Source organism: Thiothrix fructosivorans, assembly GCF_017349355.1.
GTDB lineage: Bacteria > Pseudomonadota > Gammaproteobacteria > Thiotrichales > Thiotrichaceae > Thiothrix > Thiothrix fructosivorans.
Genome location: NZ_JAFMPM010000006.1, coordinates 17,961 through 40,707, shown reverse-complemented (window position 1 = coordinate 40,707; position 22,747 = coordinate 17,961). Strand labels below are relative to the sequence as shown.

The following is a 22,747-nucleotide window of genomic DNA, read 5'->3' as shown; positions in this document are numbered from 1 at the left end:
GATTCGGTTAGTGTAAGGTATCATTCGGCGGCATCGCAGGCGTGAATAACAAGGCGGTGTCGACCGCGTCCAGTGTATAGCTGGCGTTGCAGAATTCGCAAATGATCTCAATTTTCCCTTGTTCGGCGACAATCGTTTCTGCTTCGGCTTGCCCTAACGAACGGATCATGGTTTCCACGCGTTCTTGGCTGCAACTGCATTGGAAGCGGATGTCCTTGGCATCGAATAAGCGCACGTCTTCTTCGTGGAATAAACGGAACAGCAAGTCTTCTGGAGCAAGCTGTACCAATTCTTCACGGGTCAGGGTATCGAGTAAGACTGAGGCGCGTTGCCAATCGTCCGCATTCACCTCGGCTTGCGGCAAGCGTTGTAACAGAATACCAGCGACTGACTTATCATCTGACATCAACCACAAGCGAGTCGGCAATTGTTCGGAACGCTCAAAATACGCTTCGAGGGCAGCGCTTAACGAATCACCTTCTAGCGGGATCAGGCTTTGGTAGCGTTCCTTGCTATTATTGGATTCCAAGGTAATCGCAAGCTGTGCCGCATCGCCAAACAGGGCTGGCAAGGTGGTCGCCTCGGCTTCCCGCGTCCACTGCGCTAGCCCGCGTACCGTGCCTTGTGCGGTGGCTTGAATGACCAATAAGTGAATCGGGCCATCGCCGCTGATCTGTAAGGTGAGCGAGCCATCGTGCTTGATGGTTGCCGCCAGTAACACGGCAGCGGTGAGGGCTTCGCCCAAGATGGTTTTGACAAACGCGGGGTAGGCGGCCCGGGCGAGCATCGCTTGCCATGTTTGGTCAAGATGTAGCCATTCACCGCGCACATGCGCTTGTTCAAGCATAAAACGTCTGAGTGTATCTGCTGACATAATTGTACATTAACCCTATGGGTTGATAATTGCTTTCTAAACGCTGATTAATCTGCTAAAAAGGCATCCATTTTAGCCGGAATGTGAAGTTATCACACAAGTCGGCTTGCCCAAAGTAGTGGCGGTTGTTACATTTAGCGAATTATTTTTTGGGGCTTCCAGAAGGTTAGCCTGTTCGCAATAAAACGACAGCCACGCAGGATGTGTTCGGACACTCCATTTTTTAGCTTTAAGCCGGATTGATTAGATTATGTTCAGAGCCTTATCAGGTTTATTTTCCAATGATATTTCCATTGACCTCGGCACCGCCAATACCCTGATTTATATGCGTGGCAAAGGCATCGTACTGGATGAGCCTTCTGTGGTCGCTATTCGTCAAGACCGTGGTCCAGGTGGCCCGAAGTCCATCGAAGCCGTGGGTACTGAAGCTAAAAAAATGCTCGGTCGCACCCCAGAAAATATTACCGCGATTCGCCCAATGAAAGACGGCGTGATTGCCGATTTCACTTACACCGAAAAAATGTTGCAACATTTCATCCGCAAAGTGGATGCTGGTCGTATTTTACGCCCAAGTCCTCGCGTGGTCATTTGTGTACCGTGCGGTGCGACGCAAGTCGAACGTCGTGCCATTAAAGATTCTGCCCTCGGTGCGGGTGCGCGTAAAGTGTACCTGATCGAAGAGCCGATGGCAGCAGCAATTGGTGCGGGCATTCCAGTGGATGAAGCGATTGGTTCAATGGTTTTGGACATCGGTGGTGGTACGTCTGAAGTGGCAATCATGTCCTTGCGGGGCATTGTGTATTCCGCGTCTGTACGTATTGGCGGCGACCGTTTGGATGATGCCATCATTAGTTATGTACGTCGTAACTACGGCATGTTGATTGGTGAAGCCACGGCAGAACGCATCAAATGCGAAATCGGTTCGGCTTACCCCGGCAAAGAATTGCTGGAAATCGAAGTCAAAGGGCGTAACCTTTCCGAAGGTGTGCCGCGTAGCTTTACCCTGACCAGCAACGAAATTCTCGAAGCCTTGCAAGAGCCACTGTTTGGTATTGTGAGTGCGGTCAAAACGGCGTTGGAACAGACACCCCCTGAATTGGCGGCTGACGTTGCCGACCGTGGCATTGTATTGACCGGTGGTGGGGCGTTATTACGTGACCTCGACCGTTTGCTGATGGAAGAGACCGGTATTCCGGTGGTGATTGCCGATGATCCACTGACTTGCGTGGCGCGTGGCGGCGGCAAGATTTTGGAGATCATGGAAGAAGAAGGCGTTAACTTCCTCGCTACCGACTGATCATAAAGCGGCACGACAGCAGCGGAGGCCGTCATTAACGATGTAAATTATCATGCCACGCCGGGATTCTCATTCCGGTTCATGGTATTAATTCTTGTCGCACTGGTGCTTATGGCCGTGGATAACCGGAACTCTGCGGCGCTTGCGCCTGTGCGCACGATTGCGACGATGATGGTTTATCCGTTGTTATCCAGCGTGGATTTTCCGCAACGTGTCTACAAACGTTCCAGTGGCTTTTTCTCATCACAAAGCCAGTTGTCAGAAGAAAACTTTCTGTTAAAGCAACAACTGCAAGTGTTGAGCGCTCAGCAACAAGATTTGAATTTGGTGCAAGCTGAAAACCAACGCTTGCGTGTCATGTTGAATGCTGCGCCGCGTGAAGGTTATACCTTTTCGATGGCGGAAGTGTTCAAAGTGGCACAAGACCCAGTACGCGGTTTAGTGACCATTAACAAGGGGTCGAGGGATGGCGTGAAAGAAGGGCAGATGGTGTTGGATGGCGGTAATATTTACGGTCAAGTGGTCAATGTAACGCCGTTGGATGCTACCGTGATGCAACTGGTTGACCGTGAACATTCCATTCCCGTGCAGAACCAGCGCAATGGTGAGCGTGGTTTGATCAATGGTCATGAGAAAGGGCGTGGCTATCCGCTGCAAGTCGAAAATTTACCCGCTAATAGTACCGTGAAAGAAGGGGATGTGTTTGTCTCCTCCGGCTTGGGCGGCTTGTTTCCAGCAGGCTTCCAAGTAGCGAAAGTTTACCCCGGTGCGATTGAATTCAAGAAAGGCAATACGAGTGTTTCAGCCATGCCAACGGTAGACTACGAAGCAGTGCGCGAAGTACTGCTGGTTTGGAAGAACAGTGAAATCACCCCGCCACCAGCCGAGGTAACGGATGCCCGTTAATGACCTGCGCTTTCCGGGCGCGATGCTGTTGACTCTGATTCTTGCGATGATCCTCGCGATTATTCCGCTGGGTGATACCTTGTCTGCATGGCGTCCTGAATGGATTGCGCTAACGTTAGTGCATTGGGCACTGGTGATTCGTGATCGTACCAGCCTGTTGATCGTGTTCGTGATCGGCTTGGTGGTCGATGCTTTATACGGTTCGCTCTTAGGTCAACACGCTTTGGGGTATGTATTGGTGACATATCTGGCAGTACGCTTGAGTTTGCGCATGACCCCCGAAGCCTTTATGCAGCAATTGGCATTGTTGTTTGTGATTATGGGGGTGTACATGCTGATAACGCTCTGGATACAGCGCGTTACCGGCGGCAGTGTAACGGTTGGTTGGCTGTATTGGGCGTCTTTATTGAGCAGCATTGTCATTTGGCCGGTGTACCACTCCCTGCTTGGGTATTTCCATGTACAGCGCAAAGCGCTTTAATCACGGTTCTGGTCGAGGTAAATTGTCACAGCGTTGAGTGTTTTGTTACTGTGACCCTTTGCACCCTACGTCCTGATCAAGAGGAATTCACATGATGTCTACAAATGCCTGCTCGGAACTGCCTTGCGCCGTAATGCCCGACGTTGCCAAGCAACCGTTGGCAGGCGCAAAAGGTACGCTCAACTGGGTAGGAATGAGCCAAATTGAACTGCCTATCTTTTTGCGCAGCCCTAACGGTGAGCGCGTGCAAACATTGGCACGGGTACAGGCTTACGTTAACCTGATTGACCCTAATAGCAAAGGTATCCACATGTCGCGCCTGTATGTGGCGCTGGATAATATCCTTGGCATGAATGATTTGACCCCAGACGTATTGCGCCAAACCATTACCCAGTTCGTGGATACGCACGGCTGCTTGAGTGATGCGGCGTATCTGGAATGCCGCTTTGATTACTTTGAGCGTCGTAACTCCCTATTAAGTGATAACAGCGGCTGGAAAAATTACCCCGTCAAAGTTGCTGCGACCTTACGCAATGGACAAATCGACACCGAAGTGAGTGTGGAAGTGCCGTATTCGTCGACGTGCCCGTGTTCAGCAGCGTTAGCGCGGCAGTTAATCCAAGAAGGTTTCCGCGAAACCTTTGGGCAAGACGCGACAGTGGTGGATGCCAATACGGTTTATGACTGGTTGGGGACAACGCAGGGGATTCGCGCCACGCCACACAGCCAACGTAGCATTGCGCAAGTGCGTATCAAATTAGCGGAAAAAGTGCGTACCTTGCCGATTACCAGCCTGATTGATCGGGTGGAAGATGCGCTGAAAACGCCTGTTCAAGCAACCGTTAAGCGCGAAGATGAGCAGGAATTTGCGCGGTTAAATGCGGCAAACTTGATGTTCTGCGAAGACGCGGCTCGCCGTTTGAAAGCTGCCCTGAATGACGATATTTCGGTGCGTGATTTCTGGTTGCGCGTGAACCACATGGAAAGTCTGCACGCCCACGATGCGGTATCCGTGGTGGTGAAAGGTATCGACGGCGGCTATCGCGATGACCCACGCGAATACGTCCACCCGACCTAAGGTGTCAATGGAGCACGTCGTTCTGGTTGACCAGCACAATACTGTGCTGGGTACGCAGCTCAAAGCACAGGTACACACCTTGGAAACCCCGTTACATCGGGGTTTTTCTGTGTTTATCTTCAATCAACTGGGTGAATTGTTGCTGCAACAGCGTAGTTTTGCCAAAGTCACTTGGGCAGGTTTCTGGTCGAACTCGTGTTGCGGGCATCCTGCGTTAGGCGAATCGGTAGTCGCTGCTATCCAACGCCGCGTGCGATTTGAATTGGGAATGCAAGTCGATGATTTGTATGAAGCGTTGCCCGATTTCCAGTACCGCTGCGAATACGGTGGCGTGGTTGAAAACGAGATTTGCCCTGTATGGCTGGCACGTACCCACGTCGAGCCTGTTCCTAACCCATTAGAAGTCGCCGCTACGCGCTGGATTCCGTGGCAAGACTTTAAACAGGTGTTGGACGCGGATGCTGCTGGGCGTTATTCGCCGTGGTGTAAGCTGGAAACTGCTTTGCTTGAGGTTAAAGTGGCCGACTTTTTATCCGCACGCGGTTAAATCCTGATCCAATTCGGTGAGCCGTGCCGGTGTACCAATATCGCGCCAATCGCCTGTAAAATGTTCCCCGCTCACTTGCCCCGCCGTCATGGCGGTACGTAGCAGGGGTGCGAGTGGGTGTTTACCTGCTGCTAATCCAGCAAACAGTGCTGGGTGGTAATAGCCAATACCGCTGAAGGTGTAGCGTGGTTCGCCCGTGCTGGCAACGCGTCCATTGTTCAAGGCAAAGTCGCCTTGCGGGTTATGCGTTGGATTGTTGACCAGAATCAAATGCGCCAGATCCTGTTCTGCCAAGGTATACGGCAGGCACGCATAATCACACCACACATCCCCGTTCACTACCAGAAACGGCGTATCCCCCAGCAACGGCAGGGCTTTGATAATACCCCCAGCGGTTTCTAGTGCGCCTTCTTGCTGTTCATCGGAATAGTGTAGGGTCACGTTCCAGTGCGAACCATCGCCCAGTGTTTCTGGGAGTTTCCAACCTAACCACGCAATATTGATAACGATGTCGCGAAACCCAGCACGCGCCAGCTTTTCAATATGCCAAACAATCAAGGGCTTGCCGCCTGCCATGAGCAAGGGCTTGGGGGTATGATCGGTGAGGGGGCGCATCCGTGTGCCGTGCCCTGCGGCGAGAATCATGGCTTTCATGCTGCGCCTCAGTCGGGGATGTGCACGGTGCCGATGCGTTCGGGAATGCCTGCGCGGCGCATCCACTCAATCAGCTCGCTGGTTTCAGGGTAGCGTGAACCAATTTCTAGCACGTAACTCAACACCAGCGGCAGATCATTGAGGTAGCTTGCTTTGCCGTCGCGGTGATTCAGACGCGCAAAAATTCCTAGTACTTTGAGGTGGCGTTGCAAGCCCATCAAATCAAACCATTGTTGGTAGGTTTGTTGGTCAACCGGCGGCAAAATACCTAAGGTAATCGCTTCTTTGCGGTAAGAGTCGACCCACCATTCGACCTGTGATTGCGGCCACACGATGTAGCAATCCCGCAATAATGACACCAAATCGTAAGTCGCAGGGCCGAGCACCGCATCTTGGTAGTCGATAATACCGGGGTTATTGTCGGGTGTGACCATCAGATTACGGCTGTGGTAATCGCGGTGGACAAACGCCACGGGCTGCCCAATCGCTGATTCGATCAGGTCTTCAAAGGTTTGTGCAATCAATTCGTGCGGAATGTCTGCATCACTGAAACCGAGATGGGTTTTTAAGAACCATTCCGGCATTAGCTCCATTTCACGGCGTAAAACCCGTTCGTTGTACGCGGGCAGGTTATCGCAATCGGCTTGTTGCAGGTGCAATAAGGCTTGCAGTGCATCGGCGTATAAATCTTTGGCGGTAGCCGGTGTTAGTTGGCTGAGGTAGCTGGTATTGCCAAGGTCTTCTAAGAGCAAGAAACCGTCGAACAAATTTTGTGCCAGCAATTGCGGGACGTGTACCTTGGTGGTGGCGAGCAGGTGCGTGACTTCCACAAATGGGTGGATGTCTTCCTTGTCGGGCGGTGCATCCATGCAGATGGCTGTGCCACCTTCGGTATTGCGAGCGCGGAAATAGCGGCGGAAGCTGGCATCCGCAGAAGCGGGTTCAAGCACGGCGTATTCCCAACCCGGCAGACTGTTGACCCACTGGGTTAATTGCTCAAGACGTGTATCTTGTGTCATAGACCTCGGCTGTTCCTGTCTCGTTGATAGGGTAGTAAAGAGTGTATCCTAACATGTGAGGCTTTCTGCAAATTGAACAATAAAATGGCGTATTACGAGACTAAAAATTAATATCAATTATTAATGATATAATCTATTTATTAGATTAATAGTTGCTCAATATATTGTTTTTTTGTAATTATTTTAATAAGTTATATATAATAAAATTATCGACAAGGTGTTAAGCTAAAAGTACATCAGGTTTTTGTATAAGGAGCTTGCCCCATGCCCTCATTCCCTCGATTGCTTAGAGTGTTGTCGAATCCCCCTGTATTAGGGACTGCCTTTTCTAGCACATTGCTATTGCTTTCATGTGGCGTATCCGCCGCAGCGACAGTGAATCAACCACCTACCGCTACATCTGTCACTGTCACGACGAAAGAAGACAGTAAAGCGGCAATCACGCTAAAAGGCGTTGATCCAGAAAAGAAAAAGCTTACGTATACGTTAGTTAGCCAACCGAGCCACGGTACGGTTGTTTTAGCGGGTAGTAAAGCGACGTATGTCCCCGCTGCTAATTATTTCAATACTGCCACGACTCCAGACAGTTTCACTTTTAAGGTGAACGACGGTACACAGGATTCTGTGCCAGCAACGGTTAAGGTTGTGGTAATCAGTGTGAATGATGTACCAACCGCACAGAATGCTAGTGCATCAACGGTGCAGGATACGGCGGTGGATATTGCGCTGATAGGGGCTGATGTGGAGGGTGATCCCCTAACTTACGTTCCTAGCAAGAGTAAGAAGGGCGGTACAGTAGTCGTGAAAAGTGGTAATACGGTCACGTATACGCCCAAAAAGGGTTATCTGGGAGCGGACAGTTTTACTTTCACTGCCAAGGATAGCAACAAAGGCGTATCCAAAGCGGCGACAGTTAGCATCACTGTGGCGGCAAAACCGCAGAATCTCTTACCAACCGCGAATGCAGGAGTCGACCAGACGCTTAACGAAAAAACGTTGGTCACGCTGGATGGCAGTGGCAGCAAAGACAGTGACGGTACGCTTGCTACTTATGCGTGGAAACAGACGGCGGGTACTACGGTGGCGTTGACGGGTGCAACGACAGCCAAACCTACGTTTACTGCCCCGGATGTAGCCGCTGATACGACCCTCACCTTTGAACTGACTGTGACCGACAATAAGGGTGCTATTGCGAAGGATACCGTCAGTATTCTCGTCAAAGCAGAAGGTATTTTAGTAAAACCAACACCTACAGGTAGACTCAATGATACTGGCATGACCAATTGTTTTGGTGACTCAATTAACATTACTTGTCCACATATTGGTTATTTAGGACAAGATGCAGAGTACGGACGTGATGCGATACAAGCGACTAATAACGACTATGACGGTTATGCTGGTTTTAGTTATACTAAAATAGACCGTAATGGTTACGCGCTTCCTGCTAATGCAACTCAATGGACTTGTGTTAAAGATAATGTTACTGGCTTAATTTGGGAAGTTAAGCAAGGTATTCCTAATGATACAATAGGTGATACTGGTTTGCATGATCCTGATGACAGATATACTTGGTACAATCCAAATAAAACTACTAATGGTGGTTCTAATGGTTATCTGTATCAACAGCCTAGAGGTGATACGCCAAGTAATATTTGTTTTAGATCTTCAATTGAATACCCAATTGATTATTGTAATACGAACGCATATGTAAATCGAGTTAATTTAAGTAGTTGGTGTGGTGCGTCTGATTGGCGTATGCCAACTGAGAATGAACTTTATAGCATTGTTGATTTAGGTAAAAATAAAGAATATCAGATTGATTCTAGGTATTTTCCTGACATTAGAGCTGGTGAAGTATCATATGGTCTTTATGATCACATATTATTTACTTGGTATTGGTCTTCATCTCCTTCATTTGGTGGGGTTTGGCCTAATACTGGCGATATTGACAATGCTTGGTATGTAGATTTTGATAGTGGCAACAGCAGTTCTGATAACAAACGCTTGAGTTTAAAAGTAAGATTAGTTCGTGGTGTTTTCTGATTTTTTAGTTATTGCTTTTATGCTTTGGAGTAAGGCTTATGTTTTTTTTTAAAAAGTTAATAATTTTTCTTGCCATGTCATGGTTTCCACTCATGGTGAATTCAAGTCAAATATGTAAATCTGACAATACTCTAGCTACTACTCCAACCAATCAATTTATTGATAACGGTAATGGAACAGTTACAGATAAAAAATCTAGTTTGATGTGGAAAAAATGTAGTGAAGGACAAAGTGGAAACGATTGTAGTGAAAATAGTGCTGTTACTTACAATTGGAAGGAAGCACTAGAAGAGATTTATAGAATTAATTCTAATGAAGGATTTGCTGGATATAAAGACTGGCGTTTGCCGAATATTAAAGAACTACATTCTATTATTGAGAAGCAGTGTCAAAGTCCAGCCATTAATTTAGAAGTATTTCCTTCTGAATCTATTGAGTTATCTGGTGGGTTTTGGTCATCATCGCCTAATACTTGGGGGGCAATATGGATGGCTTGGTTTGGCGGAAAGGGGTATGTTGATTTTCAACAAAAGCCTTACAGTTATAACGTTCGATTGGTTCGTGGTGGCAAGTAAATATACAATGTTTTTCACTTTAAGGAATATTGATAAAGTGAGAGCTACTGATGACAACATAGTTGATCGGTACTTATATTGAGTAATTGTAGAGATTTAGGTGTTATGTTAAAAATATTATGTATTTTGTTGGTGGCAACTCTGCCAGCACTGGTTTCTGCTGATTCAGTGATAACACCGAATGCAGCGGCAAGTACTAATGTGCAGTTATTCGGTGTTCATTCCCGTGGGATAGAAACAGCTAAATATGCCAGTAAAATAAAAGAGATTGGGGCAAAAGTGGTGCGCTTGCCCATTACTTGGCATTTGATGGAAGAAGCTGGAGCAGGGCAAACGGCTCAATGGTTTTGGAATGAATTGGATGCCGATATTGCTGCGATTGAAAAAGCGGGTGCAAAACCCATCCTACAAATGTCACAAACACCTTGTTGGGCTTCATCTGACCCAATGAAACGTTGTCAGGATGCGAATTATGATGGTTATCTGAAATACCCTCCCACCGACGTTAATAATTATGGCAAGGCATTTGCCCGTTTAGCACAACGTTACAAAGGTCGTGTATTGGCTTATGAGATTTGGAATGAGCCAAATTTTACAGGTAACTGGCTTCCGTATCGTGCGCGTCCATTAGCGAGTAATGATAATTATGGCTCTTTTATTGATTTAGCCGCCGCCGCACACTATACCAATTTGGTTAAAGCTACTTACAGCCGCCTAAAAGCAGCAGACCCTTCAGCCAAGGTATTGGCAGGTTCGATTGCAGGTGGGGATGTAGCCTATGTACAAGCAATGTATAAAGCAGGTATTAAGGGGTATTTTGATGCCCTTGCGATTCATCCTTATACAGATGTTTACCCAAATGGCAAAGATAGTTTTGGTCCAGATGAATGTCCGGTTGGGGTGCGTGAACCCAAGTTTTGGTGTTTCCAAGTAGGTGTTGAAAGCATCCGTAAGGCTATGTTAGCCGCAGGGGATGATAAACAAATTTGGTTTACAGAATTTGGTTTTGATAGTAATACCGACTGGAATGGATCAGGAGCAGTAGGTCAAGCAACACATCTAGATCGCGCTATTGCCCTAATCAAAAAATGGACTTTCGTTCCAGTTGCTTGCTGGTACGAATTAGTGGATAGAAATTCCACTGTCAATGAACGTGAATATCAATTTGGTTTATTTGATAGTAAACTAAATATCAAACCTGCTGGAAAAAAATTTAAAGAATTAATGAGTGGAACTAATAACAAACCAGTCTTGCTATCACCTATTGGAAACACTGCGACGAATATTCCATTTTTTTCTTGGCAATCTGTATTGGGAGCCAGTCAATACACACTTTGGGTTAATGAATATGCAACCCCTAATGTTCCCGGAAAAATTAATAAAACGTATACTCCAAAAACAGCTAATTGTACAAGTAATGGATTATGCACAGTTACGCCTAACGTCGTCTTTAGTAAAGCTAATGCTGAATGGTGGGTAACGGCAAAGCTCAGTAGTGGTTCATTCCTGAGTGATACGGGGGCATTTACCGTAACTGTTAGCGTTTTATCTCCCCAATTACTTAAACCAACGGGTAGTAATAATGTGAAACAACCGGTTTATCAATGGAAGCCTGCTCTAGGTGCAGAACGTTACTATTTATGGGTAAATCAGTATGGTGGGAGCACAGCAACGGATGATCTCGCAGGTGTAGTAAAGATAGAATTGACCAGTAAAGCAGCAAGTTGTACAACTGCCCTATGCCAATACAAACCCACTGTAAAGTTGGCAAGTGGTGGCGCTGAATGGTGGGTAACAGCAATTACCAAGACAGGTGAGCGAGCAGTGAGTCAGGGTATGTATTTTAGTGTTAAGTAATACTAGGAGTTTACAATGCTACTTATTACAGTAAAGCGATGGCACATACAGCTACTCTTGTTACTGACTTTGTGTGTGTTTTCTTTATCATCTATGGCGGTAGAGCCGTGGACTACTACTGCTTCGATTAATGTAACTGAACAGTCCCCCCTTACCCAAACGCACTAAATTTGCGACACTCCCCCGATGACCCAACAACTGAAAGACCACAGCCTCAAACAGCTTAACAGCCAGTACCTTGCCAAGCTCACGCCGGAGGAACTGCTGCACCTGTCGACCAAGTTGTTGCATGACCTGAAAGAAGCGCGGGAACAGATCAACCAAAACTCCAACAACTCCTCCAAACCACCCAGCAGCGGTTTCCCGTGGGAAACGTCACCCAAAACGGTGGCTTTGCCCGAAACAGAAGGGGTGGGTGCAGCCAGAGGAAAGCCAACCCCGGAACCAGAAGCTGTGGCGGGCACAAAGCCAGCCCAACCAGCCAAACGCAAAGCGGGTAAACAACCCGGCGCACCGGGTTATGGTCGGGTATGGCATCCGCCCATCAATGCAGACGAACACCATTACCCCAGCCGATGTGAAGCCTGTGGCAGGTCCCTGGATGCGGCTGTCTCCCGTATTTATACCGCCTATGACAGTGTGGACATCCAGTTTGGCACGGATGGGAACCCCGGACTGACCGTCATCACCACCCGCCACCACCTTCACGATAGCGTATGCACCTGCGGTCATGTGAGCCGCCATATCCCGCATCGCCAAGCTCCCGACCCGTTATACCCGGAGGTTGATGTGGGCGAGTGGCGGCTGATTGGGGGCAATCTGGCGGCACTTATTGTCCACCTACGGCTGCGCTCACGCTTGTCACTGCGTGGCACACAAGAACTGTTGCGGGAGGTGTTGGGCATTCCCCTAAGTGTCGGGGTGTTGCAGCAATGTTTTGAGGAAGCAGCCGCGAGTGCTTCTCCATTGGAAGATGCCTTGGTGGAAGGGCTGTTGGCAGAAGCCACCGCTGACGGCGGGGTGCTGTATATTGATGAAACCTCTTGGAAAGAGCGTGGCGAAGCCCTGTGGCTATGGACATTCGTCACCACCCTCAGCGTTTGTTTCTACGTAGGGCAGCGCACCATTGAAATGCTCGACAACGTGATTAGCCCCCACTTTGGGGGCTGGCTGATGAGTGATGGCTATGCCGCTTACCGCCACCACCCCAAACGCTTGCGTTGCTGGGCGCACCTGATCCGCAAAGCCCGTGGGCTGGCAGAATCACTGGACAAAGACGGGCGGACGTTTGGCAACTTCACCCTCGCTTGGCTGAGGGTATTACAGGACGACATTTACGCTTGGCGGGCAGCAGGCGGCACGGTGGGGACGCAAACCGACGTGATCCGTCAACGCCATCAGGCAAAACTCCTGGAATTCAGGGCATTATGCTTGATCCATGCCGTATCTGCCCATGACAAGACGGCGGCACTGGCGAAAGAGTTCATCAATGATTGGGATGCCATTTTCCGAATCCTTGACCACCCGTGGCTTCCCTTGACCAATAATGAGGCTGAGCGGGCGTTGCGCCATTGGGTGATCCTGCGCAAAACCAACCATGGCACAAAGAGTGCTACGGGGAGCCGTGCGTTTGCCATGCTGGCCAGCATCATCGGTACTTGCCGCAAACGTGGACAGTCTGCCTTGGCTTATCTTGCCAGTGTTATTACCGCTGCCCGCGCTGGCTTTGCCCTGCCCGCTTTACCGCAAGGGGTGGGGATGTGATCAATTACCGATTAATGGCAGTAATTTCCAAACTAAAAGCAATGGTCAAGCCATTGGCGTGGGGTGGGGAATTTGGTCAAATGGATATGTAAGATCATCTGTAAACTTTCAAACAACAGCAATTTATGAATTTCAAGTGCAAGCTTATGGAAGCGTAGCAAATAATATTTGGCCTATGATGGAGCTAAGGATTGATGATAAATTAATAAAAAACTTCATCGTTAATTCTAAATCTGTTGGTAATTATACTATTCGCACCGGCGTATCTTCAGGTGTGCATAACGTGACCATTGCATTTACAAATGATTATATGAACCCTCCAGAAGACCGCAATTTGTATGTGAATAATCTAAAAATTTTGACTCCAAGTGGGATATTTCCTTATCAAAGCGTGACTATTTTTGGATGGGGCGGGCTTAATTTCTTTGGGGCGGGCGCAACATGTCAAGGTACTGGTTGCCGTGTAATTGATGAGATTGTTAATGTCGGCGGCAACAATATAACAATTAATACTGTTTCAGTAGTGACAGCTTTAACGTTAAAAAACGGCAAATCTAGTTTTGTTTCCGTGTTGGATAATAAGCAAAACTATAAAAGTGTCAGTCTTGCGATGAAATATGCAATTAAGCGTGGTCTGAAGGTAACGTTAAAACCTCATGTGCAAATTTTTTCCCCTGGGTTGGGTTATGATATTGTGCCTGCCTCTATTCATAGTGGAGGTGATTACGGGTTTGTTCCTTATGACCCCAAAGCGTTTTTTGATGCAGTTGAACATAATCTGCTGATGCACGCGAAAATTGCTAAAGAAAATGGCGCTTGGCTCATGATGGTTGGTACTGAATTCGGTGGAAAACTTACAGGTGCGTATCAAGGAATTAATCATAATAATTGTTCGCGCTGGCACAGTATTATACAAAATGTGCGTAAGGCAAATTCAACACTAAAGTTAACTTACAGTGCAACATTTTCACACTGGGATTATTTAAGTTCTAACGAGGCAACACGAGTTTGTTTTTGGGATGCGTTAGATTACATTGGTTTAAATGCTTATGCGAATATGAATAACTTACCAATCGGTTCAAAATCAAACGATTTTTACAATAGAATGTTTAATAATGGTTTAAAAATCGAGCCTCAAATGACGGATGGTATTTCGGTAATAAGCAATGCTTTTAATTTAGAAAACTTCATGAAAAGTTATAATATTAAACAATGGTCGCCCAAGAGCTACATCGACTTTGTAACCGATGGCATTAATCAATGGCGTAAAGCCAAAGGTTTATCTGAGCTTAAAGTGATTTTAACTGAAGTTGGTACACCAAGTACAGAAGCCGTGTATCGTTTTTGGGGGAACCATGGCGACAATACGGTTATTGATTTTTATGGTCAAGCGGAAGGTTGGGATGGCTATTTAAAATCTTTGCGAGATGATCCACGGATTGAGGGTATTAATATTTGGGGTTTAGAACCCTTTCATGAACGAAGTGATACAAATAGTGTTACATGGCTTAGAGACTATGACTTTAATGGTAAGCCTGCGGAGAAAATAATATGCAAATGGTTTTCAAAAAACAAAGCACCTTTATGCAAATCCTAATGGCAGTTCTCTGCTTAGTTGTTGTAGTGCTAGGAAGTCCTGCCTATGCTGCAATTACAGCTTCAGTGTATGAGATTAGTGGGGATAAGAATACGGTTGCTTTAGGTCAAAAAATTGTATTTTCTACTAAAGTTGCAGTTAATCAATCATTTAATGGCCGTTTCCAATTTAATTTGCGTAAACGTGATAATAAGCAGGATTTTCAAATATCTTCGGTAGCAGTGTCGTTTGTGGCTGATAAGTTAAGTACGCAGCAAGTGAGCTATTTGTTACCTAAGAGTTTACCTGATGGTACATATGATTTGAGTGGTGCTGCATACTTTAATAATCCATGGTCGAAGGTGGGTGAGTCAATTCGTACTGTTACTGTGAAAGCCAAAGTATTTTCAATAAATGCTGTTACACCAAAACCTGTTCTTATTTGGAAGGATGAGTTTACCTCAAACCTGAATGCGTGGGTTGATCATGATTTTTGGGAGACGGTTCCGGGTGGGCGTCTCCATAATAACGGTGCAGTGTGGTTTCCAATTCCAGCGGGTAACTTGGGGCTCTTTGGGAATTCCCGTGGAAGCCACAACATGTAGTATCATGAGGAAAACCGAGCACCCCTAGCGAGGATCCCCCATGAACAGTAGCCTGCAAATCCCGCTTGATCTCCCCAACGTCCGTTTACAGTCGAGTTCCCATGACGCACAGGGCAATTTCATTCTGGAAGTGGAAAGTAGCCTTTCATTCACGAAGTGTCGTTGCTGTGGGCACAAGATTACCGAATTCCATGGCTACGACCGACCGATCCGTTTGCGCCATTTGCCGATTCTGGGGCGTGATGTCTGGATTGAAATCCGCCCCAAACGTTACCGCTGCCGCCATTGCGAAGGTGACCCGACCACTACCCAGACGCTGGAATGGTATGACCCACGCAGCCCGCATACCCGTGCTTTTGAGGACTGGCTGTTGAAGATGTTGGGCAATTCCACCGTCATGGATGTCAGCCGCCGCTGTGGTGTCAGCTATGGTGAGGTGGAAGGGGTGCTGAAACGTCGTGTCAGCACCCAAGTGGATTGGTCTGGTTTTAAGCAATTACGCACCTTGGGCATTGATGAAATCGCCCTGAAAAAAGGCCATAAGCACTATGCCGCGATTATCAGCTCACTGGATGATCATGACCGTCCGCAGGTGTTGGCTGTGTTGCCTGACCGTCTCAAAGAAACGGTAGCTGCCTTCCTGCGCAGCATTCCTGAACACCTGCAAACCACCGTGTGCGGGGCATGTTGTGACATGAACGAGGGTTTTGCCAATGCCGTCCGGGAAACCTTGCCCAAGGTCGCTATCGTGGTAGACCGTTTCCATGTCGCACAATACTACAACCGGGAGGTGGACAATTTCCGTAAGCAGACCTTGCAGGAACTCAAACAAACACTTTCGGCAGATACCTACGCTACCTGTAAGGGGACACTCTGGCTGTTCCGTCACCACTACTGGTCATTGACCGCAGAACAGCGTGGGCAACTGGAAGAATTTCTGCTACTCGCCCCTGAGTTGAAAGATGCTTGGCTACTGCGTCATGAACTGAACCTGCTATTTGAACAGGAACAAACCAAGGCACAAGCCCAACAACAACTACAAGACTGGAAGGCCAAGGTTAAAGCATCAGGGCTGGCCTGTTTTGACAAATTCCTCAACTTGCTGGAAACATGGCAGGATGGCATCACCAACTACTTTGAAGATCGCAACACCTCCGGTTTTGTCGAAGGCATGAACAACAAGCTGAAAGTCATCAAGCGCCGCTGCTATGGGTTGTTGGATGTGAAGCGTTTCTTCCAACACATTCAGGTGGATCTGGCATTTTCAAGGAAGCAACCAGCATGAGGCTAACACTACATCTGGTGGCTTCCACGGGAATTCCCAAAGAGCCTAACTTGGCTAGTTTATCGGGTGGGCAACTTTACCTAAAAAATCGCAAATGTAAAAATTTACAGAATGCTCCAATGTGTGGAGCTGAATTAACCACATGGAATTCCTTTAAAACGTTTAAGCATGGAAAAATTGAAGCTAGAGTCAAAATTCCGGGTAATGCCGATGGTTTCCCTGCTTTTTGGCTATTAGGAAATGGAACGGGTAATCAAGGTTGGCCCAAAGGTGGTGAAATTGATATTTTTGAATTCGTGAATAATGGTAAGGATAATGGAACTCCTTTTTTTACAACACACTGGTATGGAGTTAATTGCAGTTGGGGACACTGCATGAAATCTTATGCGTCACCTGCTAAAATAGCCAATTATACTAAAGACTTTCATATCTGGAGCTTCACCCGTAATACGAATGAAATAAATGTTTCTATTGATGGAAAATTATGGTCACGAATTACACGCCAAGACTTAGCAGCTATCGGTGGGAACTATGATGTTATCTTCAACGAACCAATGCACTTGCGGCTTGACCTTTCTAGTGGGGGAGAATGGGCTAATGATAAATCTCGTGCTGCTCAGGAAGGTGATTTGATCTTTGATTATGTCCGAGTTTGGAATGATAACTGATTAATAATTGGAAAAGATAGTTTTCAACTAATTAGAAAATTATAACAATTGTTGCAATTGAAATAATAAAAGGGTGTGGTCTCCACACCCTTTTATTAGACGCAAAGTTTATTTGTTTTCGCGGAAGTCGATCAAGTTGTCAACCACGCTTGGGTCTGCCAGTGTGGACGTATCGCCCAGACCGTCAATTTCATTCGCAGCAATCTTACGCAGAATACGGCGCATGATTTTGCCAGAACGGGTTTTCGGCAAGCCCGGTGACCACTGAATGATATTGACCTTCGCAATCGGGCCGATTTCCTTGCGCACCAAATTGTTCAGCTCGACCTTCAGCTCATCCGTGCCTTCTTCACCTGCCATCAGGGTGACGTAAGCGTAGATGCCTTGACCAGTCAGTTCGTGCGGGTAGCCAACGACTGCCGCTTCAGCGACTTTCGGGTGCAGTACCAGCGCGGATTCGATCTCCGCAGTACCCAGACGATGCCCAGAAATGTTGAGTACGTCATCGACGCGCCCAGTGATCCAGTAGTAACCGTCTTCGTCACGACGTGCGCCGTCGCCCGTGAAGTAGTAACCCTTGAACATGGCGAAATAGGCTTCATAGAAACGCTTGTGGTCGCCGTACAAGCTGCGCATCATGGAAGGCCACGGACGCTTGATCGCAAGGTTGCCGACCGCTGGGTTGCCTTCGATTTCGTTGCCTTGGTCGTCCAGCAAGCAAGGCTCTACGCCGAAGAACGGGTTAGTGGCAGAACCCGGTTTCAATGGGGTTGCACCCGGCAGTGGGGTCAGCATGTGTGCGCCAGTTTCAGTCTGCCACCATGTGTCAACGATTGGGCAACGACCTTTACCAACGACGCGGTGATACCATTCCCACGCTTCTGGGTTGATGGGTTCGCCAACAGTGCCGAGGAGGCGCAGTTTGTCTAATTTAGCCGCTTCTACGAACTTGTCGCCTGCGCCCATCAGCATACGGATAGCGGTTGGCGCAGTGTAGAACGTGGAAACATTGTGCTTGTCGCACACTTGCCAGAAACGCCCAGCGTCTGGGTAAGTGGGGATGCCTTCAAACATCAACGAGGTTGCGCCATTTGCCAATGGGCCGTACACGATGTAAGAGTGACCTGTGACCCAGCCCACGTCCGCCGTACACCAGTACACTTCGCCGTCTTTGTAGTCGAATACGGTTTTGTGGGTCATCGCCGCTTGCAGCAAGTAGCCGCCCGTGGTGTGCAATACGCCTTTAGGCTTGCCAGTTGAGCCGGAGGTGTAGAGGATGAAGAGTGGGTCATCCGCTTCCATCGCTTCAGCAGGGCAATCCGCAGATGCGTCTGCTAATGCGTCGTGATACCAGATGTCGCGCCCTTCGTTCCACTTCACTGGATCGCCGCCACGTTTGACCACGATACAGGTGTGTACGGTTGGGCATTGATCCATCGCTTTGTCAGCATTGCCTTTCAACGGGACTTTTTTGCCGCCGCGCATGGATTGGTCAGAAGTAATCACCAAACCGCATTCGGAATCTTGGATACGGTCACGCAGTGCATCAGGGGAGAAGCCGCCAAACACGATGGAGTGCATGGCGCCGATACGGGTACAGGCCAGCATGGCTACTGCTGCTTCAGGAATCATCGGCAGGTAGATGGAAACGCGGTCGCCTTTTTTGACGCCTCGGCTTTTCATCACGTTAGCGAATTTGCAGACTTCTTCGTGCAGTTCGCGGTAAGTGATTTTACGATCTTCGTTCGGGTTGTCACCTTCCCAGATGATGGCTACTTGGTCGCCACGGGTTTCAAGGTGACGGTCGAGGCAGTTGTAAGAAACGTTGAGCTTGCCGCCGATAAACCAGTTGATGTGCAGGTCTTCTTGCTCGAAGCTCCAATCTTGCACCTTGTCCCACTTTTGAAACCAGGTCAGGTACTGCTCGGCTTGCTCGCCCCAAAAAGCATCCGAGTCATTCATGGAACGCGCATACATGGATGCGTATTGCTCGGCATTGATATTGGCTTGCGCGGCAAATTCGGCAGGCACTGGGTAGGCTTTCATATCAGACATTATTGTTGACTCCTCGTTCTAGCTAGTCGGTGTAGTGATGACTTCTATGGTGCTGTCATGGGGATAACCCCCTTATTATTAGGCTCTATCTTTATACAATCTGCGCTGACTGTCCAGCAATGCGGCTCGAAAAAAATAAGATTGTCGACACTTTAGATTTTTTCCAATCCATCGCGGATCAATGGCTGCATCGCAGTCAGCAAACTCTTGAACATTGTGGGGTTTTGTTGCTCCTCTTTCGCGAGTAACTCTTTCATGTGTTGGCGTTGTGTCGGCATGTCAAAACACATCGGACAGTTCTCGACAATAACCGGCAATTCAGCCGCTTTAGCGAAATCAGCCGTTTGACGTTCCCGTACCATCACCAAGGGGCGAATCACCCGCAAATCCCCAGCATCTATGCGGTAGTGTGCCTTCATTGTTTTCAGTTTGCCACCGTGAAACGCTGACATTAGAAAACTTTCCGCCAAATCATCCAGATGTTGCCCCAGCGCTAACACGTTGTAACCGTGTTCGCGTGCAGTGCGGTACATCAAGCCGCGTTTCATGCGTGAGCAGAAAGCACAGTAGGAATCGTTGTCCATGTGCGTTTCGGCGAGTTTCATGATGGGTTCGCGCACGAAATGGTAGGGAATACCCAACGCCGCCATGTACGGAATCAACGGCGAGGGGTCGAAACTCCCGGATTGCGGGTCAATCGTGACCGCAGCAAACTCAAAGCGAATCGGCGCGTGCCGCTGGAAGTGGTTAAGCAAATGCAGCAATGCCAGCGAATCCTTGCCGCCGGATACGCCTAACAGGATGCGATCACCCTCGCGAATCAGTTGGTATGCGCCGATGGCTTTGCCGACTTTACTCAGCAGGGATTTAGGTGGTTTGACAAATTCATTCATAGCATGAACATAAACGATTAGCTGCGAATATGCTACCCATCATATTGCGCCTACTTTAGCTAACGCTAAATCAAGTGCATTATAAATTGCGCAGTTCCTTCCGCAAAATCTTGCCCACATTGCTTTTCGGCAACGCCGTCACAAACACGATTTGTTTCGGGCATTTGTAGGCGGAAAGCTCGTGGCGGCAATATGCGGTGAGTTCTTCCAGTGTCAAACGGTCATCTTTTTTCACCACGAAGGCTTTGACCACTTCGCCGGAATGCTCGTCTTTGATACCAATGACACCCGCTTCCAGCACCTTAGGGTGGCTCGCCAGCACGTCTTCGACCTCATTCGGATACACATTGAAACCGGATACCAGCACCATATCCTTGAGCCGATCCACCAGCTTGATGAAACCGCGCTCGTTCATGACGGCTACATCGCCCGTGCGCAGCCAATCACCCGACATGACGTTGGCGGTTTCATCGGGGCGCTGCCAGTAACCCTGCATCACTTGGGGGCCGCGTACCCACAATTCACCTGCTTCGCCCACCTCCAACTCATTACCGTCCAAGTCGCGAATCGATACGTCGGTGGAGGGAATCGGCAGCCCAATCATGCCGTTGTAATCGGTCAAATCCACTGGATTGATGCACACCGCAGGCGAGGTTTCGGTCAAACCGTAGGCTTCCAGCAAGGTCATACCCGTCAAGGCTTTCCAGCGTTCTGCCACCGATTTTTGCACTGCCATACCCCCGCCCAACGCAATTTTCAGGCGTGAAAAATCCACTTTGCTGATATTGGGCTGATTGAGCAGCGCATTGTAGAGTGTGTTAACTCCGGTGATGAACGTAAACGGTTCATGCGCCAAGTCTTTGATGAAGGCAGGAAAATCACGCGGGTTGGTGATCAATACGTTTTTAGCACCCATTTTCAGCGCAAACATCGCATTCGCGGTCAGCGCAAACACATGGTAAAGCGGCAGGGCAGTGATGAAAATTTCCTTGCCAGCCACCAAATCTGCCGTTGTCCACGCTTCGGCTTGCAGCATATTGGCAATCATATTGCGGTGGGTGAGTACTGCGCCTTTGGCAACACCGGTTGTGCCGCCAGTGTATTGCAGGAATGCCGCGTCTTCATGGTGCGGATTGGCATCTTTGAAATGGGCGACGTGCTGTTTGCCGATAGCCAGCGCTTGATTGAAAGGGGTTGCTTCCGGCAGTTGGAAAGCAGGCACTAGCTTTTTCACATACTTAACCACCGCATTCACCAGCAGCGCTTTGGGGAAGCCCAGCAAGTCGCCGATTTCGGTGGTAATAATGGTTTTGATGCCGACCTCATCCATCACGTCTTCCAGCGTGTGCGCAAAATTGGCGAGGATCACGATGGCGGTTGCACCAGAATCCTTCAATTGGTGTTCGAGTTCGCGGTCGGTGTACAGCGGGTTGGTGTTGACCACGACTAAGCCCGCCCGCAATGCACCGAACAGTGCAATTGGGTATTGCAGCAAATTCGGCATCATCAGCGCAATCCTGTCGCCCGCTTTCAACCCCGCGCCGTGGATCAGGTAAGCGGCAAATTGTTGGGTTAGGCGGTCAACGTCCGCATAACTCAACACCTTGCCCAAATTGCTGAAGGCAGGGCGGTCGTGGTATTGCGCGACGCTTTGCTGGAACAGGTCAACCAGCGAACGGTATTGATGCGTGTCTATTTCTGCCGGAACGTGTTTTGGGTAGCTTTGTAGCCAGCGTTTGTCCATTTATGTCTCCTCCAGAAACAGATCTGTCATCAGGGCGTGATCGGGGTTAACCGCATAGTGCGTGAAATCCGTCACCCCAGCCTGCGTTAGCACGTCTTCATCGAGGTAAAAATTGCCAGTATGGGTATATGCCGCTCGTTTAAAAATAGCAATGGCAGCATCCGCCACAATATCTGGCTTGCGGCACATGGCGGGTTGTACTGTGTCGCCCAGCATTTGCATGGCAGCGGTCAAAATCACCGTGCGTGGCCAGAGCGCATTGACTGCCACCCGTCCCCGAAACTCTTCTGCCATACCCAATACGCACATACTCATGCCGTATTTCGCCATTGTGTACGCAAGGTGATCTTTAAACCATTTCGGATGCATCGCTAGCGGCGGGGAAAGCATGAGGATGTGCGGATTCGCCGCTTGTAGCAAGTACGGCAAGCAGGCTTGTGACACAGCGAATGTGCCGCGAGCGTTCACTTGTTGCATCAGGTCAAAACGTTTCAGTGGCGTGTCCAACGTACCACTGAGGCTGATGGCGCTAGCGTTATTCACCAGTATGTCGATGCCGCCGAAGGTGGCGACCGTTTGTTGCACAGCGGCTTGGATTTGCGCGTCGTCCCGGATGTCGACAGCGAGCGGTAAAGCGTTGCCGCCAGCAGCTTCGATCTCGGCAGCCGCGCTGTAGATTGTGCCGGGTAGTTTAGGATTTGGTTCGGTGGTTTTCGCGGCGATGACGATGTTTGCGCCTTCGCTAGCAGCTTTGAGCGCAATCGCCAAGCCAATACCGCGACTGCCGCCGGTGATGAATAAGGTTTTGCCGTGTAGGGTATCCATA

At 48.6% G+C, this 22,747-nt stretch carries 20 protein-coding genes; 13 read left to right on the top strand and 7 right to left on the bottom strand.

What is annotated here, in order from left to right:
• Positions 1 to 7: 7 nt before the first annotated feature.
• Positions 8 to 874: an Hsp33 family molecular chaperone HslO gene (hslO, locus tag J1836_RS03395; RefSeq protein ID WP_207249690.1), complete on the bottom strand. Its 867-nt coding sequence runs from the start codon at positions 872 to 874 to the stop codon at positions 8 to 10.
• A gap of 250 nt (positions 875 to 1,124) precedes the next feature.
• On the opposite strand from hslO, the gene J1836_RS03390 reads away from it, so the two are divergent.
• The 5 genes from J1836_RS03390 (at position 1,125) to idi (ending at position 5,183) form a co-directional block, all read left to right on the top strand.
• Entirely contained in the window at positions 1,125 to 2,171 is a 1,047-nt protein-coding gene (locus tag J1836_RS03390) for a rod shape-determining protein (RefSeq protein WP_028489619.1), read from the top strand.
• Between the two features lie 33 nt (positions 2,172 to 2,204).
• Positions 2,205 to 3,077, top strand: coding sequence for a rod shape-determining protein MreC (gene mreC / locus J1836_RS03385; protein ID WP_278189483.1), 873 nt, complete (start codon positions 2,205 to 2,207; stop codon positions 3,075 to 3,077).
• On the top strand, positions 3,067 to 3,558 hold the full coding sequence (mreD, locus tag J1836_RS03380; protein WP_207249688.1) for a rod shape-determining protein MreD: 492 nt from the start codon (positions 3,067 to 3,069) through the stop codon (positions 3,556 to 3,558). The genes mreC and mreD overlap by 11 nt, the downstream gene beginning before the upstream one ends.
• 91 nt (positions 3,559 to 3,649) lie before the next feature.
• A complete protein-coding gene (folE2, locus tag J1836_RS03375; protein ID WP_207249687.1) occupies positions 3,650 to 4,636 on the top strand; it encodes a GTP cyclohydrolase FolE2 in 987 nt (328 codons plus the stop codon).
• A 7-nt stretch (positions 4,637 to 4,643) separates the two neighbouring features.
• Positions 4,644 to 5,183, top strand: coding sequence for an isopentenyl-diphosphate Delta-isomerase (gene idi, locus J1836_RS03370; protein ID WP_207249686.1), 540 nt, complete (start codon positions 4,644 to 4,646; stop codon positions 5,181 to 5,183).
• On the opposite strand, the gene murU is transcribed toward idi, so the two are convergent.
• Entirely contained in the window at positions 5,166 to 5,837 is a 672-nt protein-coding gene (gene murU / locus J1836_RS03365) for an N-acetylmuramate alpha-1-phosphate uridylyltransferase MurU (RefSeq protein WP_207249685.1), read from the bottom strand. The genes idi and murU overlap by 18 nt on opposite strands.
• Positions 5,838 to 5,845: 8 nt before the next feature.
• Positions 5,846 to 6,856 (bottom strand): aminoglycoside phosphotransferase family protein, encoded by a 1,011-nt coding sequence (locus J1836_RS03360; RefSeq protein ID WP_207249684.1) that lies wholly within the window; start codon positions 6,854 to 6,856, stop codon positions 5,846 to 5,848.
• A 375-nt stretch (positions 6,857 to 7,231) separates the two neighbouring features.
• Here J1836_RS03360 and J1836_RS03355 point away from each other — a divergent pair, with 375 nt between their 5' ends.
• The 8 genes from J1836_RS03355 to J1836_RS03325 all read left to right on the top strand — a co-directional run bounded on the left by J1836_RS03355 (position 7,232) and on the right by J1836_RS03325 (position 17,229).
• Positions 7,232 to 8,899: an Lcl C-terminal domain-containing protein gene (locus J1836_RS03355; protein WP_207249683.1), complete on the top strand. Its 1,668-nt coding sequence runs from the start codon at positions 7,232 to 7,234 to the stop codon at positions 8,897 to 8,899.
• A gap of 38 nt (positions 8,900 to 8,937) precedes the next feature.
• On the top strand, positions 8,938 to 9,474 hold the full coding sequence (locus J1836_RS03350; protein WP_207249682.1) for an Lcl C-terminal domain-containing protein: 537 nt from the start codon (positions 8,938 to 8,940) through the stop codon (positions 9,472 to 9,474).
• A 105-nt stretch (positions 9,475 to 9,579) separates the two neighbouring features.
• Entirely contained in the window at positions 9,580 to 11,331 is a 1,752-nt protein-coding gene (locus tag J1836_RS03345) for a cellulase family glycosylhydrolase (RefSeq protein WP_207249681.1), read from the top strand.
• A gap of 186 nt (positions 11,332 to 11,517) precedes the next feature.
• Positions 11,518 to 13,095, top strand: a complete 1,578-nt coding sequence (tnpC, locus tag J1836_RS03340; RefSeq protein WP_242632653.1) for an IS66 family transposase — start codon at positions 11,518 to 11,520, stop codon at positions 13,093 to 13,095.
• The gene (locus J1836_RS21425) at positions 13,001 to 14,692 is read left to right on the top strand and encodes a carbohydrate-binding domain-containing protein (protein ID WP_278189482.1); all 1,692 of its coding nucleotides are present in this window, start codon (positions 13,001 to 13,003) and stop codon (positions 14,690 to 14,692) included. The genes tnpC and J1836_RS21425 overlap by 95 nt, the downstream gene beginning before the upstream one ends.
• Positions 14,647 to 15,276 carry a hypothetical protein gene (locus tag J1836_RS03335; protein WP_207249680.1) on the top strand — a complete coding sequence of 210 codons (630 nt, stop codon included), beginning with the start codon at positions 14,647 to 14,649 and terminating at the stop codon, positions 15,274 to 15,276. Before J1836_RS21425 ends, J1836_RS03335 begins: the two co-directional genes overlap by 46 nt.
• A gap of 40 nt (positions 15,277 to 15,316) precedes the next feature.
• Positions 15,317 to 16,561, top strand: coding sequence for an ISL3 family transposase (locus J1836_RS03330; RefSeq protein WP_207249679.1), 1,245 nt, complete (start codon positions 15,317 to 15,319; stop codon positions 16,559 to 16,561).
• The gene (locus tag J1836_RS03325) at positions 16,558 to 17,229 is read left to right on the top strand and encodes a glycoside hydrolase family 16 protein (RefSeq protein ID WP_207249678.1); all 672 of its coding nucleotides are present in this window, start codon (positions 16,558 to 16,560) and stop codon (positions 17,227 to 17,229) included. Before J1836_RS03330 ends, J1836_RS03325 begins: the two co-directional genes overlap by 4 nt.
• A 108-nt stretch (positions 17,230 to 17,337) precedes the next feature.
• Here J1836_RS03325 and acs read toward each other — a convergent pair whose 3' ends face one another.
• The 4 genes from acs to J1836_RS03305 form a co-directional block, all read right to left on the bottom strand.
• Complete coding sequence (gene acs, locus J1836_RS03320) at positions 17,338 to 19,284, bottom strand: acetate--CoA ligase (protein ID WP_207249677.1); 1,947 nt, start codon at positions 19,282 to 19,284, stop codon at positions 17,338 to 17,340.
• 152 nt (positions 19,285 to 19,436) lie between these two features.
• Positions 19,437 to 20,177 carry a PP-loop family protein gene (locus J1836_RS03315; RefSeq protein ID WP_207249676.1) on the bottom strand — a complete coding sequence of 247 codons (741 nt, stop codon included), beginning with the start codon at positions 20,175 to 20,177 and terminating at the stop codon, positions 19,437 to 19,439.
• Between the two features lie 79 nt (positions 20,178 to 20,256).
• Complete coding sequence (locus tag J1836_RS03310; RefSeq protein WP_207249675.1) at positions 20,257 to 21,921, bottom strand: AMP-binding protein; 1,665 nt, start codon at positions 21,919 to 21,921, stop codon at positions 20,257 to 20,259.
• A complete protein-coding gene (locus tag J1836_RS03305; protein ID WP_207249674.1) occupies positions 21,922 to 22,746 on the bottom strand; it encodes an SDR family oxidoreductase in 825 nt (274 codons plus the stop codon).
• Position 22,747 lies beyond the last annotated feature (1 nt).

Coding starts and splice junctions, on each gene's coding strand:
- acs (WP_207249677.1), bottom strand. CDS start 19,284: ATGTCTGATATGAAAGCCTACCCAGTGCCTGCCGAATTTGCCGCGCAA.
- murU (WP_207249685.1), bottom strand. CDS start 5,837: ATGAAAGCCATGATTCTCGCCGCAGGGCACGGCACACGGATGCGCCCC.
- folE2 (WP_207249687.1), top strand. CDS start 3,650: ATGATGTCTACAAATGCCTGCTCGGAACTGCCTTGCGCCGTAATGCCC.
- idi (WP_207249686.1), top strand. CDS start 4,644: ATGGAGCACGTCGTTCTGGTTGACCAGCACAATACTGTGCTGGGTACG.
- tnpC (WP_242632653.1), top strand. CDS start 11,518: ATGACCCAACAACTGAAAGACCACAGCCTCAAACAGCTTAACAGCCAG.
- J1836_RS03315 (WP_207249676.1), bottom strand. CDS start 20,177: ATGAATGAATTTGTCAAACCACCTAAATCCCTGCTGAGTAAAGTCGGC.
- J1836_RS03360 (WP_207249684.1), bottom strand. CDS start 6,856: ATGACACAAGATACACGTCTTGAGCAATTAACCCAGTGGGTCAACAGT.
- J1836_RS03305 (WP_207249674.1), bottom strand. CDS start 22,746: ATGGATACCCTACACGGCAAAACCTTATTCATCACCGGCGGCAGTCGC.
- J1836_RS03345 (WP_207249681.1), top strand. CDS start 9,580: ATGTTAAAAATATTATGTATTTTGTTGGTGGCAACTCTGCCAGCACTG.
- hslO (WP_207249690.1), bottom strand. CDS start 874: ATGTCAGCAGATACACTCAGACGTTTTATGCTTGAACAAGCGCATGTG.
- J1836_RS03325 (WP_207249678.1), top strand. CDS start 16,558: ATGAGGCTAACACTACATCTGGTGGCTTCCACGGGAATTCCCAAAGAG.
- J1836_RS03335 (WP_207249680.1), top strand. CDS start 14,647: ATGCAAATGGTTTTCAAAAAACAAAGCACCTTTATGCAAATCCTAATG.
- J1836_RS03330 (WP_207249679.1), top strand. CDS start 15,317: ATGAACAGTAGCCTGCAAATCCCGCTTGATCTCCCCAACGTCCGTTTA.
- mreD (WP_207249688.1), top strand. CDS start 3,067: ATGCCCGTTAATGACCTGCGCTTTCCGGGCGCGATGCTGTTGACTCTG.
- J1836_RS03310 (WP_207249675.1), bottom strand. CDS start 21,921: ATGGACAAACGCTGGCTACAAAGCTACCCAAAACACGTTCCGGCAGAA.
- J1836_RS03390 (WP_028489619.1), top strand. CDS start 1,125: ATGTTCAGAGCCTTATCAGGTTTATTTTCCAATGATATTTCCATTGAC.
- J1836_RS03350 (WP_207249682.1), top strand. CDS start 8,938: ATGTTTTTTTTTAAAAAGTTAATAATTTTTCTTGCCATGTCATGGTTT.